Below are 13,876 nucleotides of genomic sequence, written 5' to 3'. Positions count from 1 at the left end.
ATATATATCTTACACTCCGTTGGGAGCTGTTAAGAGCACGCTTTTTTACAGGCTCATCCTATCCAGGCGGCGCTTGCATTCCATCATGGCGCGGCCGGTGTGGTAGATGCCCTTCCAGGGGTTCCCGATATTGGGGATAATCACCTTGCCGTCGGCGGTGAGAAGCTGGCGCCACTCGCCCACCTCGTGGTTGATCATGTTGCGGTTGTCGAAATCCCAGGTGGCGACGAACGCCTCGGCGTATTTTTCATCGCCCAGGTGTTCGTAGGCGTCCAGGAAGCCGATCAGCACCTCGCAGTTCTGCCACCACTCCTTGTCGGTGACCAACGGCGCGCCCTGATGCGGGCCGTCGCGGTAGACGCCGCCGCGGTCGTGGTCGAAACCGTAGCGGAGCGCGTGATCCACCATGCTGCGCTCCACCGCGTTCCAGGTGTCGGCGGGCTTGCCCAGAATCTCGCCTGCGCGGTTGAGCAGCCAGCAGAGCTCGACGTTGTGGCCGTAGGATGTGGTGTCGGTGGGGGTATCGATCGTCTCGCCGGTCTCGCGCTCGGCATTCCAGGTGCGCCGGATGTTGATGGCCGGCTTGCGGTTGAAGTGGATATCAAACTGGTTGAAGCCGCAGCCGATCGTGGTGTCGGTCATCTTGGTCAGAATCAGGTCGATGATCTCCTCCAGCTTGCGCTTGTGGATCTCCTCCCCGGTGCACTCGTAGAGGGTGGTATACGCCTCCATCGTGTGCATGTGGATATCGAGCGACTTGAGGTCGCCCGCCGCAAAGCCGGGCGCTGAAAGGGACCAGTCGCGCTCGAGGTTCTCAAAGTAGCCGCCGTTGGCCGTATCGGTGCAATACTTTTGCAACAGGTCGAAGGTCCTACAGGCGTACTGTTTGCCCACCGGGTCGCCGCTCGCCAAGGTGTATTCGCTGAGTGCATAGATGGCGAAGGTCTGCCCATATACCACCTTGCCGTTGTCCAGCAGGGCGCCGTCGCGCGCAACCTTCCAATACCAGCCGCCGAATTCCTCATCCCAAAAATATTTGATGAAGAATTCAAGTCCCTGCCTAGCCGCTTCCAGGTAGCGCTGATCCCCGTACATCCGGTAGAGGGCGGAGAAGCCCCAGATCATGCGGGTTTGCGTCACGATATATTTGTCGGTGTCCCCTGTGGCGACGCCATCGCTGTCAAAGCAGGTCAGGTAACCGCCATACTGCTCGTCCAAGCTGTTTTTGATCCAAAACGGGATCAGCTCGTTCTCCAAGTGGCGTGTAATTTCCTCCTTGCAGCGTTTCAGTTCAGTTACCATTTCATTTTCCCATCCTTTCCATGTGCGGGAACAACCCCACACGTATTCAAGCTAATCATACCAGCTTTTTGCCCGTCTGTATTTGCAATTATTTAGGGAGATTTTACAATTTTTTAGCATCTTTTCTTCCTGCTGAAAAAAGGCCTTCCGGAAGAAGGTTGTTCCTTCTACTGAAATTAAGAATAGCAAATTTCTTTTTCTTTGTCAATAAAACTATACATATAATGATAATCTAATATCAATTATGTACGGTTATACTTAACAAAGAAGGGAGGGCCTGCAATGATAGCAAATACGATCAAGGCGCTTCGGGAACAAAGCGGTCTGTCGCAAACCCAACTGGCCAGACGACTCAATATCACGCGCTCCAGCGTCTGCGCATGGGAGCAGGGCCTGTCCTGTCCGACCGCGCAATATATCATTGAGCTGGCCGGACTTTTTCGGGTTTCCACCGATTATATTTTAGGACTGTCCACAGAACAAACGCTCGATCTTTCCGGATTGAATGAGGAGGAAAAGCGGATTGTCCAAAACTTAGTGCAGTATTTTGATCGAAAAAGGGGAGTTTGAATCAAACTCCCCTTTTGCCTGCCGCAAGGCGCAAAACAACCGCGGGCCGCGCTTTTTTATCGCGGCCCGCGGTTGTTTTTTAATAATTTCTATTTTTGATCTCTCGATTGATATTTTCTTTGGTAAATATCTTCTCGTCGGTGATGATGCGCAGGGGCAATTCCTTGCCCGAGGTGAGGTCGCCGACCGCTTTCATCAGTTGCGGGCCGAGCAGCGGGTTGCATTCGACCACGCAGTTGATCTTCCCCTCCTGCAACGCGGTCAGCGCGGGCTTGGTGCCGTCCACCGAAATGATCTTGACATCCACACCCGGGTTGATGTCGTGCTCCTCCAGCGCCTCGACCGCGCCCAGCGCCATGTCGTCGTTGTGGGAGAAGATCACATCGATCTCCCACTCGTGCTCCTTGAGATATTCCTCCACGATGCGCTTGCCGCCCTCGTAGGTGAAGTCGCCGCCGCGCGAATAGACGATGCTGTAGCCGGGCGCGGTGAGCAAGGCGTCTTCAAAGCCCTGCTTGCGCTCGGTGGTGGGCGACGCCCCCTTGGTGCCCTGCAACTCCATGATCTTGATCGGCTTCTTTTGGCTCTTGGTCTCCTCCAGCAGCCACTTCATCGCGCGGCGCCCCTCTTCGATGAAGTCCGCGCCGATATAGGACATCACCAGGCTGTCGTCCTCCACCATGATCTTTCGGTCGGAGAGCAGCACCGGGATGCCCGCGTCGCGCGCCTCCTGAAGCACCTCGTCCCACCCGGTCTCGACCACAGGGGAGATGACGATGACATCCACCCCGCGGGCGATGAATTCGCGCACCGCTGCGATCTGCCGCTCCTGGTCCTGATCGGCGTCCAGGCTCAACAGGTTGATCCCCTCATCCTTGGCCGCCGCCTTGACAGAATTGTTAGCGGCGATGCGGAAGGTGCTCTCGGTGCCGACCTGGGCGTAACCCACCTGAATGATTCGATCCGCTTTGACCGGCTGTGCCTCCAGCCGCGCCTGGTACTCGTCGAGATTCTCCTTTGTCACGCGGTGGCTGCGCAGGATTACCTGTTTGGGCACGCCGCTTACCTCCTTCAGGATATCCATCGCGTACTGTACGGCCTCTTTGCCGCCGGTTGGGCAGGTGATCGTCTCGCTGATGATTCCGCGGCGCACCAATTCCAGCCCGCCGTCCTCCCCGGTAAAGCCGTCGATGCCGACAATTTTGATGTCCTGGTATCCCAGCTTCATCACGGCGCGATAAGCGCCCAGCGCCATATAGTCGTTGTAGGCAAAGATGACATCGATGTTCTCCAGCTCCTGGCCATATTTGAGCACCTGCTCCTCGGCTGCGTCGCGCGCCTCGGTCGGCACGCTGATCTGCATGCTCTGGATGCCGGGATAGTCGCCGATCACATAAGAAAAGCCCTTGCTGCGGTCGATGGTCGCCTGTGCGCTGGTATCCCCGCAGATTTCCAGAACCCTGGCCTGCTCTCCTGCGGCCAGTTCCACCACCGCTTCGCCGGCCTGCTTGCCGATGATCGTGTTATCCGGGCCGATGAAGAGGGAGTAGTCGAAACCCTCCACCGCGCGGTCGAGCACCACCACCGGAATCGACTGATAGACGTCGCTGACCACCGGAGTGATCTTCTGCGCATCACACGGGGACACGATCAGCAGATCTACACCGTAGTCGAGCAGGCGCTTGATATCGCTCACCTGTTTGTCGCTGTTCTGCGTGGCGTCGGTGGAGACAATGCGCACATTGTCGTACTTTTTGGCCTCCTCCTGGATCTCCCTCATCAGCACCAGGCGCCACGGTTCCCGCATATTGGCCTGCGAAATGCCGATCAGGTATTCCACCTCGTCCGGCGATTTTGGTGGACAACCTGAAAACATGCTGAGGAGCATCAAGATGAGGGCCAGCATTGCCAGCACGCGCCAGATAATTTTTTTAATATTTTGTCCATCTTCATTCATGATGCACGCGGCCTTCCTTTCCAGTTTATATTCCCGGCCACGGTGTCAGCGGTGTTGTTCGTTCTTGCGGTATTCCAGCGGGGATACCCCCAGAACCCGCTTGAACGCGCTGCTGAAATAATGTTGGCTGGAGTAGCCCACCTTCTGTGCGATCTCATAAATTTTGAGATCCGCGTCGCGCAGCAGTTCGATCGCCTTGCGGATGCGGATGCGCGTCACATAATCCATAAAGGTGATGCCGATTTCATGGCGGAACACCCGGCTGAGATGCTGCGGCGACACATGGGCGAAGTTGGCCGCATCTTGCAGCGAGAAGTTTTCATCGGAATAGTTTTCCTCTATGTAATCCTTGATCTCGCGGATAATCTGCGGACATTCGCTCTGGCGTTCGATCTCGCTGAGCGCGTGCTCGTACACCTCTGGCAGCGTCAGGTAGTTCTCCCCCACGCAGCGCACCAGGCTGACCTCCAGGTTGAGATATTGCAGCAGCAGCATCTTCAGCCGCTCCTCCACCAGGTTCCACTGTTCCACGGGGATGCTCGCGGAGATTAAAATCAGGTCGCCCGAGCTGTTCTTGCAGGAGGAGATGGGCGCGAGCGGCTCATAAACCTCACGCGCGATGTTTTCCACCGCGTAAAACAGCAGCTCCTCGTCCCACTTCTGCCCTGTCTCCGCATAGATGTCGTTGGACAGAAAGTGCACGATCGACACGCCGAACTTGTCGGGCAGCTCCATTCCCAGGTAGGAAATGCGCTCCTCAATCTCGGTCTCGCTATAGAGCCCCTCAAACCACTTATCCAAAAATTCTGCCGTGAGGTTGGCCTTATTTTTCTCCAGTTGCATCCGCGCCCAATCGAGGTAGCGCTGCTGCTTGTGGCTGCTGCTCAAACGCTGTTTCGCCCGGTTCAGGGTATCGTAAAAGCGCTCCTCACTGATCGGCTTGAGCTGATATTCAAATACCCCCAGTTGCAGCGCCCGCTGCGCATACTTGAAGTCGTCATATCCGGTGATGATGACAATCAGCGATTCCGCCAACTCCTCGTGGATTTTTTCAATAAACTCCAGCCCGTTTAAAAAGGGCATGTTGATGTCCACAAACAGCAGTTCGGGCTGATACTTCTTTGCGAGCTCCAGCGCATATTCCCCATCCTCTGCCTGCGCCACCACTTCGATTTCGTTGTCTTTCTCCAGCAGTTTGGCAATCCCTCTGCGGATGATCTCTTCGTCGTCAGCGATAAGAACTCGATACATAGTTTCACCATATCCTTATTCTTTTAGAAATTAACGTCTGCCGGCAATGTCAAAGTCACAGTTGTCCACTCACCAAGGGAGCTTTCCAGGTGGATTCCGTACTCAGGACCATAACTGAGTTTTATTCTCTCCTTGATGTAGAAAAGGCCAAAGCTGCTGTTTTCGTCCGCGGCCGCCCGCTGGCTCAGCCGTTGGTTCAGCTCCTCCAGCTTATCCGGCGGGATTCCCGCCCCGTTATCGTGTATCGAAATCGTCAATTTTTTGCCGTCCTGCCGCAGGGCCGCACTGATGTGGATGATGCCTCCCCCGCGCTTTGCCTTGATGCCGTGGTAGATGGCATTTTCCACCAACGGCTGCACGATCAGCTTCGGTACCCGGTATTTGTAGAGCTGGTCGCTCACCTCGATGGTGTAGTTCAGCTTGTCTTTATAGCGAATCTTTTGGATATAGAGATAATTCGAGACATGGGTGATCTCCTCCTTGAGGGTAATGATGTCCTTGCCGTGGCTCAACCCAATGCGGAACATGCTGGTGAGCGCATCCACCAGCCGCACGATGTCGTCCGCCTCATAGTCGCGCGCCATCCAACTGATGGTGTCCAGGGTGTTGTACAAAAAGTGGGGCTTGATCTGTTCCTGCAAGCTCTTGAGCTCCGCCTCGCGCTTGTTCTGCTGCTCGACATACACCATATGGATCAACTGGTCAATCTGGTCGATCATATGGTTGAAGCTGAGACCCAGCTCGCCCACCTCGTCGTTGTACCGGCTGTCAAACCGCACCGTCAGATCGCCGCGCTCCGCCTGCTTCATCAAGTGTTTGAGCTTGAGGATCGGTTTGGTGATGGTGTTGGCGAGCCGGAAGGAAAGCGCGATCACCACGATCATCGCCACCGCGATACAAAGTCCGAACACATAGGTGACATAAGTGACAGCGCCCATAATCTCATCGACTGAAAAGACGCCCACCGTCTTCCAGCCGGTATAATCCGACTGTTTATAGCGGATCTGATACTGCTCCCCGCGGATGTTGGCCGAAACCGGCTGATCCTCACCCAGGCTCAACCACTTGGGATTGATGCGGTAAACCACATTGTTCACCGGCGCATAGACCACCTCGTTGGAGCTGTCGGTGACAAATACAAAGCCCTTCTCCCCGATGGTGATGTTATTAATTGAATTTTTGATGATGTCGTGGCGCACGTCCAGCAGGATGACCCCCAGCGCCTCGCCCCCCACCGGATTGCGGATCGCCTTGGCAATGGAAAATACGTCGTCCACACTGTAGTCATGGTTGGTCACAATATTCCGGCCGGACGCCTTGCTGACCAGGATGATCTCGTCGGGCGCAGCGATCGCATCCTGATACCACTTTTCGTTGGCAAATGGGTCCTTGGAGACGCGGGACATGCCTGTGCTCACATACAAATCGTTCTTGGTAGCCAGCAGAATGCCCGCTACCTCGTGGTGGGAAGCGGCGATGTTCTGCAATCGCTGTTCAATCTCTTCGGTCTCTTCCGCCCAATTTTCGTCATCCTCTGTGGTGATATCAAAGACAGGGCTCTTGCGCAGCGAAAGGCTGATGTAGTTCACCATCTTATCGATTGATCCAATATAGGTGTCGATCGAGTTGTTCACCTGCCCCACCATCTGCGAGGTGTGGTCCATCGCGTTTTTCTGCGTCTGCTTGATGAACGACCCCACATTAAATACGGAAAAGATGGCAAACGGGATCAGCGCCATCAATAGGAAGGCGAAAATCAGCTTATTTTTCAGTTTTGTATTGCGGATAAAATCGAGGATTTTCTCCACGTTTCCCCCTCCTCCTAAAAGCACCCGTCCGTGCTGGAACAGCCGCAGACAAGTCATAGGGCGTAAATTTATGGTACGGCGATTTTCAAAAATATTTTGTCGAATTATGTCGAATATCGCGAATATCTTGAATTTCCTTCGCCGCCGCCCTGATTTTCCCCAGCCGCAAAGCGATGTGCTTCCAACGGAAATAGTCTGGCTACGTTTTCAGTAGCCAGACTATTTATTGATTGAGTATTGTATTGACCTATCGCTCTTATTTCGCTTTCATCTTCTCAGCACGGATTGCGAGCAAACGCTGAATCACGATGAAGATGCAGAGCAACGCCGCGATGGTAACTTTGGTCCACCAGGTATTCAGATTCTCATAGGTGACGATCGTCTGAATCAGGCCCTGAATCAGAACACCGAACGCGGAACCGATGACATTGCCGACACCGCCGGTCAGCAGGGTACCACCGATAACGCAGGAGGAAATCGCGTCCATCTCCATGCCCATGTTCTGCAGAGGATAGCCGGCCAGCGTGTAGAAGCTGAAGAGCAGGCCGCCCAGCGAAGCGCAGAAGCTGCTGATGACATAGACCAGAATCTTGGTGCGGGCCACCGGCAGACCCATCAGAAGAGCGCTCTGCTCATTGCCGCCGATCGCGTACACATTGCGGCCAAATTTGGTGAATTTGAGCACGTAGTAAGCAATCGCGATGATGGCCAAGGCCACCAACACATAGTAGTACAGCTTGGCTTTTCCAATGGTGAGCTTCTTCAGCGCCATGAACATAAAGAAGTCATCGGTGATGGGGATGGAGTCGATGGTGATAACCGTACACATGCCGCGCAATAGGAACTGGCCCGCAAGGGTAGCGATAAAGGGCTGAACCTTGAAGCACTGAATCAGGACGCCCATGCCAGCACCCACAGCCATGCTGATGATCAGGACCAAGGCGATGGCCAGGACAGGATTCCAGCCCGCACGCAGCAGGAAGGCGGTGAGAACACTGGTGAATGCCACAGTGGAGGCGACCGAAATGTCGATGCCGCCCGTGAGCAAAACAAAGTTGACGCCCACAGCCACCACCATCAGGTATGCGTTATCATTGAACACATTGAAGATGGTGGAAAGGGAACCGAATTTGTCGTAGCGCAAAGAGCCGACAACAAATGTCAGAACCAACAGTGCAATCGTAATCAAAAGGGAAATATTTGTAATACTTAATTTTTTATTATTCTTTTTTTCCACGCTCAAAGTACTCATGCCTGCGCCACCGCCTTTCCTTTTTTACCGGCAAAGCGCTTTGTGAGCATCTCCTTGAACTCCTTGGACTGGATCAGGCAGATGATAACAACGACGATTGCTTTAAATACGCTGGTGATCTCAGGCGCAATACCCAGAGCCAACACCGTAGTCGTGATACTCTGAACGACCAAAGCGCCGATCAGGCTGGCGGGGATGGAGAAACGGCCACCCGCCAAGGAAGTACCGCCGATAGCTACCGCAAGGATGCCATCCAGCTCGATCATCAAGCCGCAGTTGTTGCAGTCCGCCGCTTTGATGCCCGCGCTCTCGATCAGTCCCGCCAAGGCCGCCATCAAACCGCAGAACGCGTAGATGGCCCATTTGATGTTGTCCACCTTGATGCCGGTAAATTTACTCGCCGTGGAGTTGCAGCCGATCGATTCAACGAACAGGCCGAAGGCACTCTTTTTCACAAAAAGCAAGGTTATCAACACCACAAAAGCGACAATATACAGCGGGAAGGGTAAACCCAAAATGTAGCCGCCGTTGATGTAGTAATAGCCAGCCGAGTTGATGGTGACAATTTTACCTTGGGTGACCAACTGCGCAATGCCGCGGCCAGCGACCATCAGAATCATAGTGGCAACGATCGGCTGAATTTTGACCTTAGCAACCAAAAATCCGTTCCAGATGCCGCAGGCCAAACCGGCCAACAGAGCAAGGGTCACTGCGACCGCCACGCTGCCGCCAGCGCTCGGAAGAAGTCTTCCATCAATGATGCAGCACGCGATTGCGCCGCTGATGGCCATAACCGAACCGACCGAAATATCGGTGCCGCCGGTAGCCAAAACCATGGTCATACCAGTGGCCAAAATCATCAACTTACTGCCATTGCGGAGGATGTCGATGAGTCGGCCATAGAGGTGGCCATCTACGATGTTAATCTGGAAGAAAGAACCGCCCGAAATGATACCATTGATCAAAATGATCAGCAGCAGCACCATCAAAGGCCAGAAGAACTGATACTTAGTTAACTTCTTCAGCTTGCTTTGCATTCTCCACACCTCCTGCGATATATTGCATAATGGTAGCCTCAGAAATCTCGTTGCCGGTCAGCTCCGCAGCGCGCTTCTTGTCGCGCAGAACCACCATGCGGCCGCAACAACGCAGCATCTCGTCGATCTCAGACGAGATAAAGACAACCGCCATCCCTTCGTCGGCCAACTGCACGACGATCTTCTGGATTTCCGCCTTGGTACCGATATCGATGCCGCGGGTGGGCTCATCCAGCATGAGCAGATCGGGATTGGTGGCCAGCCAACGGGCCAGAATGACCTTCTGCTGGTTACCACCGGACAGGTTTTTGATGAGCTGATCCTGAGACGGGGTCTTGATCTCCAGCTTCTTGATGTACTCATCCGCCAGCTTTTCCGCCTCAGAGCGGGAAAGCTTTCTAAACAGGCCGCGCTTGGTCTGAAGCGCCAGCATGATATTTTCGCGGATGCTCAGGTCGCCGATGATGCCTTCCGTCTTGCGGTTTTCCGGGCAGAACGCTATGCCGCTGCGGATCGCCGTCAAGGTGCCTTTCAGCTCCACCTTTTTCCCGGCGATCGTCACGTCGCCCTTTTCCATGTGGTCGATACCGAAGAGCAGGCGTGCGGTCTCACTGCGGCCGGAGCCGAGCAGGCCGGAGAAGCCGAGCACCTCGCCCTTGTGGATATCCAGATCGACATCCGCAATACCCGTGGTAGAGGCGCCGCGGACGCTCATCCACAACTCGCCGGCTTCTTTGCTGGCGCGGTTCTCCTTCGCGCTCTTGTCCAGCTCGGCGTAATCCTTACCGATCATCTTACCGACCAGCTCCACCCTGGGCAGATCGGCCGCCGCATAGGTGCCGACATACTCGCCGTTGCGCAGAACCGTGATGGTGTCTGAAACTTCGTACACCTGATCGAGGAAGTGGGTAACAAAGATGATTCCCATGCCCTCGCCGCGCAGTCTCCGCATGATGTCGAACAGCTTCTGAACCTCAATTGCAGTCAAACTCGAGGTCGGTTCGTCCAAAATGAGAACCTTCGCCGAAATGTCCACCGCGCGCGCGATGGCGACCATCTGCTGCACGGCGACGGAATACGAATCCAAGGTCTTTGTCACATCTATATTCATATCAAAACGGGCGAGCAGCTCCGCCGCGTTTTTGTTGATTGTCTTCCAGTCTATGTGTCCCGCCTTGCGGGGTTCTCTGCCGATGTAGATGTTCTCCGCCACCGACAGGTTGGGACAGAGGTTAACCTCCTGGTACACGGTGCTGATGCCAACTTCCTGGGCCTCCAACGGACTGTGCGGGAAAATTTCTTTCCCCTCCATCAGTACTGTGCCCTCGTCACGAATCTCCACGCCCGTCAACACTTTGATGAGCGTCGATTTGCCAGCGCCATTTTCTCCAAGCAGCGCATGAATTTCTCCACGCTTCAGCTCGAATTGCACATCATTCAATGCGATTACCGCAGGGAAGCGTTTGGAGATGTGCGACATCTGGACCAGCGCATTTTCCTTACTCACAGCAATATCCTCCCTTGCGTCGAAATTTATCCCTTAACTGAGGAAATCCGCTCCGACTCATTCATTGCCGGAGCGGATTTCGACAGTTTATTGGATTAAGAAAATGAAAAAAGCGAAATTAGATACGAATGATTACCACTTGCGGTTCGGCAGATCCTCAGCAGCGGTCTCCGCACGATGCACTTCAGCGGGAACAACGATTCTGTGATCAACAGCCTCGCCAGCTTTCAGTTTCGCAGCGGTGGTGAAGAAGTACTCGCCCAGCAGCGGGTTGCACTCGACGTTGACGTTCGCTTCGCCAGCAGCCATAGCCTCGAAGATCGCCTTAACGCCATCGATGGAAACGGTCTTGATGTCCTGGCCGGGTTTGAAGCCAGCCTCTTTGATAGCCTCGATCGCACCGAGCATCATGTCATCGTTGTGAGCATAAACGCCTTTGATCTCAGCGCCATAGGTCTTCAGGAAGGACTCCATAACCTCTTTGCCCTTCGCACGGGTGAAGTCACCGCTCTGAGAGTCGATCACTTCGATCTCGGGATGATTGGCCAGCTGATCGGTGAAGCCTTTCTGACGGCCGATCGCAGCGGTAGCACCAACGGTACCAACCAGCTCAACAACTTTGCCTCCCTCAGCGCCGAGCAGGGTAGCCATCTCGTCGCAAGCGGTTCTGCCCTCGAGCTCGAAGTCAGCGCCGATGAAGGTCGCATACAGATCGTCAGCAACAGCAGCGCTACGATCCAGGAAGATAACGGGGATGCCAGCCTCTTTGGCCTCGGTCAGAACAGCGTCCCAACCGGTCTCAACGACGGGAGCCAGACCGATGACGTCAACGCCCATGTCGATGAAGGATTTGATCGCTTTGATCTGATTTTCCTGTTTCTGCTGAGCATCAGCAAATTTGAAATCGATGGTGTCGATGTTCTGAGCCGCATACCACTGCAGGTCAGCGGTCTCAGCGTCACGCCAGCCGGACTCCTGGCCGATCTGAGCGAAACCAACAACCAGTTTCTCGTTCTCAGCCTTGGAGGGCTCAGCAGGAGCGGGCTCCGCAGCAGAAGAAGAGGGAGCGGGAGCAGGATCAGAAGAAGACGGAGTGCTGCCGCAGCCGCTCAGGACCGCAGTCACCATGCACATAGCCAACATGGCTGCCAATATTTTTTTCATGTAAAAATCCTCCTTTAATTTGAGGGACTTTATGTCCCTTTCGGTGTTTTTATTTTATCGCAAAAAGACCGGTTAGTCTTTACGATAAAAAAACATAAATTTGCGATTTTTTAACATCTTGAGCTAAAATCGCATTGCGCGGATAAAAACATTCCATTTTCTTAACCCATTTTAGGCAATTTGACCGCTTGTTTTCTTGGCAATCAACTTGCTGTATAGACAGCGATTTGACCCCGCAAGGAGTAAAATCGTTATCTTTCAAAGTGATAGACAGTCAGCTGGCTGTATTCCTCGCCTTTTTTGAGGATGACGCTGGGAAATTCCTTCTTGCCGACTGAGTTGGGGAAGTGCTGGGTCTCCAGGCACAGGGCGTCGTGCGGGTCATAAACGCCGGTTTTGCCCTGGCGATGGGTCAACACGTTGCCGCTGTACACCTGTACGCCGGGCTGCGTGGTCCAGACGGTCATCCGGATGCCGGTGGCGTTCGAGCTCAGCACTGCGGTTTTCTTCAGGTATGCTTTGCTGTCGATGATGAAGTTGTGGTCGTAGCCGCCGCCATATTTGAGCTGGACGTCGTCCATCCCGATGTCGCGGCCGATCTTTTTGGCCTCGCGGAAGTCAAACGGGGTGCCCGCCACGTCCAGCACCTTGCCGGTGGCCAGACAATCGGCGTCGCCCTCCATATAATGGCTGGAAAGCAGTTGCAGGTCATGGTCGAGAACGGTGCCGCTGCCCTCGCCGGAGAGGTTGAAATAGCAGTGGTTGGTCAGGTTGAGGACGGTATCCGCGTCGCTCTTCGCCTGATAATCCAGCACCAGCTCGTTTTCTTCTGTGAAACGATAGGTCACTGAAACGGCCAAGTTGCCGGGATAGCCCTCCTCCATATCGGGGGAAAGGCGGGAAAATTGAATCGAATCGTCTGTGGTCAGTACATCCCATATGTATTTATCGAAGCCCTTCATGCCGCCGTGCAGATGATTGGGGCCGTTGTTGACCGCCACCTCATAGGTCTTTCCGTTCAATTCAAAGCGGCCCTTCTCAATGCGGTTGCCAAAGCGGCCGATCACCGCGCCCAAATAGCTGTCGTTCTGTTCATACTCTTCGATTGTATGATAACCCAGGCAGACATCGACCAGCTTTCCATCGCGGTCCGGCACGCAGATCGCCTGAATTGTGCAGCCGTAATCCAGCAGAGTTACATAAGCGCCCGAAGAATTTTTGAGGGTGTAGGCGGTGACCTCATCCCCGACGTGGGTGACGCCAAATTTTTTCTTTGTAATCTCCATAGCTACCTCCTTCGCCGCTCGATGGGCTCCCCTTGCAGGATATCACCCGTCATCCGGCTTTTTTCCTGTTTTCACCGTTTTTCCCGCGCTGAGGCAGAAAAAACGGACTTCATCCCATCCATCATTTTGGGCCGTGTTCCCATCATCGCATATTTTGATCGCTTTGTCCATATGTTTTTCCGATTTTTGTGAAGATTGCCAAAGCAACACGGCCAATTCAGCACAATCTTTTGGAACAGGAGCGGAAAAGCGCTCGGCGCATCCCATTTTGGAACGCGCCGAGCGCGATTTCTTTTATTTTCCGTCCGCTTTCAGCGGTCAGTCATGCAAGTCTCAGTTCTCGTGTTTTCTGCGAACCACGATCAGAGCAGCGCCACCGATGACAGCAGCCGCAATCACAATCGCCACGATCGCCCAGACCGGCATACCGGCTTCCGCCGTCTCAGCCTGAGCCGCGGGGGCCTCAGGTGCAGCGGGAACCGCCGGCTCGATCACCGCAGGAGCCTCGGGTACTACGGGCTCCACAGGAATCGTCGCCTCAGGTGCCGCAGGCGCTACCGCTGCGGGAACCTCGCCGCCCGTCTCCGGGTTGCTGGCCGTCGTGCCGCTCGCAGCAGGAGCGTTGCCGGCCATCGCCTTGATCTCGTCGGAGGTGTAGTACACAGCCGCCGCGCTGTAGCCCTTCAGCTCGCCCGCGCCGTTCACTGCATGATCCACTCCGCCGATTCCGAAGATTCCAGTC

At 54.5% G+C, this 13,876-nt stretch carries 11 protein-coding genes and 1 pseudogene; 1 reads left to right on the top strand and 11 read right to left on the bottom strand.

Annotated features, from left to right (window positions below):
* Positions 1-45: 45 nt before the first annotated feature.
* Positions 46-1,302 (bottom strand): AGE family epimerase/isomerase, encoded by a 1,257-nt coding sequence (locus tag H8711_RS09555; protein WP_249283246.1) that lies wholly within the window; start codon positions 1,300-1,302, stop codon positions 46-48.
* 282 nt (positions 1,303-1,584) lie between these two features.
* On the opposite strand from H8711_RS09555, the gene H8711_RS09550 reads away from it, so the two are divergent.
* Complete coding sequence (locus H8711_RS09550) at positions 1,585-1,872, top strand: helix-turn-helix domain-containing protein (RefSeq protein WP_249283245.1); 288 nt, start codon at positions 1,585-1,587, stop codon at positions 1,870-1,872.
* Positions 1,873-1,951: 79 nt separating this feature from the next.
* On the opposite strand, the gene H8711_RS09545 is transcribed toward H8711_RS09550, so the two are convergent.
* The 10 genes and pseudogenes from H8711_RS09545 to H8711_RS09500 form a co-directional block, all read right to left on the bottom strand.
* The gene (locus H8711_RS09545) at positions 1,952-3,829 is read right to left on the bottom strand and encodes a substrate-binding domain-containing protein (protein WP_249283244.1); all 1,878 of its coding nucleotides are present in this window, start codon (positions 3,827-3,829) and stop codon (positions 1,952-1,954) included.
* A 45-nt stretch (positions 3,830-3,874) separates the two neighbouring features.
* On the bottom strand, positions 3,875-5,080 hold the full coding sequence (locus tag H8711_RS09540) for a response regulator (protein WP_249283243.1): 1,206 nt from the start codon (positions 5,078-5,080) through the stop codon (positions 3,875-3,877).
* Positions 5,081-5,103: 23 nt separating this feature from the next.
* Positions 5,104-6,888 carry a histidine kinase gene (locus H8711_RS09535; RefSeq protein ID WP_249283242.1) on the bottom strand — a complete coding sequence of 595 codons (1,785 nt, stop codon included), beginning with the start codon at positions 6,886-6,888 and terminating at the stop codon, positions 5,104-5,106.
* A 256-nt stretch (positions 6,889-7,144) separates the two neighbouring features.
* Positions 7,145-8,140: a galactofuranose ABC transporter, permease protein YjfF gene (yjfF, locus tag H8711_RS09530; protein ID WP_249283241.1), complete on the bottom strand. Its 996-nt coding sequence runs from the start codon at positions 8,138-8,140 to the stop codon at positions 7,145-7,147.
* Positions 8,137-9,177: an ABC transporter permease gene (locus tag H8711_RS09525; protein ID WP_249283240.1), complete on the bottom strand. Its 1,041-nt coding sequence runs from the start codon at positions 9,175-9,177 to the stop codon at positions 8,137-8,139. Before H8711_RS09525 ends, yjfF begins: the two co-directional genes overlap by 4 nt.
* Entirely contained in the window at positions 9,149-10,657 is a 1,509-nt protein-coding gene (locus tag H8711_RS09520) for a sugar ABC transporter ATP-binding protein (protein ID WP_249283292.1), read from the bottom strand. The genes H8711_RS09525 and H8711_RS09520 overlap by 29 nt, the downstream gene beginning before the upstream one ends.
* Positions 10,658-10,816: 159 nt before the next feature.
* A complete protein-coding gene (locus tag H8711_RS09515; protein WP_249283239.1) occupies positions 10,817-11,848 on the bottom strand; it encodes an ABC transporter substrate-binding protein in 1,032 nt (343 codons plus the stop codon).
* Between the two features lie 251 nt (positions 11,849-12,099).
* The gene (locus H8711_RS09510; RefSeq protein WP_249283238.1) at positions 12,100-13,134 is read right to left on the bottom strand and encodes an aldose epimerase family protein; all 1,035 of its coding nucleotides are present in this window, start codon (positions 13,132-13,134) and stop codon (positions 12,100-12,102) included.
* Between the two features lie 42 nt (positions 13,135-13,176).
* Positions 13,177-13,401, bottom strand: a complete 225-nt coding sequence (locus tag H8711_RS09505; RefSeq protein WP_249283237.1) for a hypothetical protein — start codon at positions 13,399-13,401, stop codon at positions 13,177-13,179.
* Positions 13,402-13,467: 66 nt separating this feature from the next.
* Positions 13,468-13,876, bottom strand: a pseudogene (locus H8711_RS09500) (hypothetical protein); the annotation flags it as partial.

Source organism: Ligaoa zhengdingensis (assembly GCF_014384885.1).
GTDB classification, from domain to species: Bacteria; Bacillota; Clostridia; order Oscillospirales; family Ruminococcaceae; genus Ligaoa; species Ligaoa zhengdingensis.
This window is presented reverse-complemented; position numbering and strand designations above follow the sequence as displayed.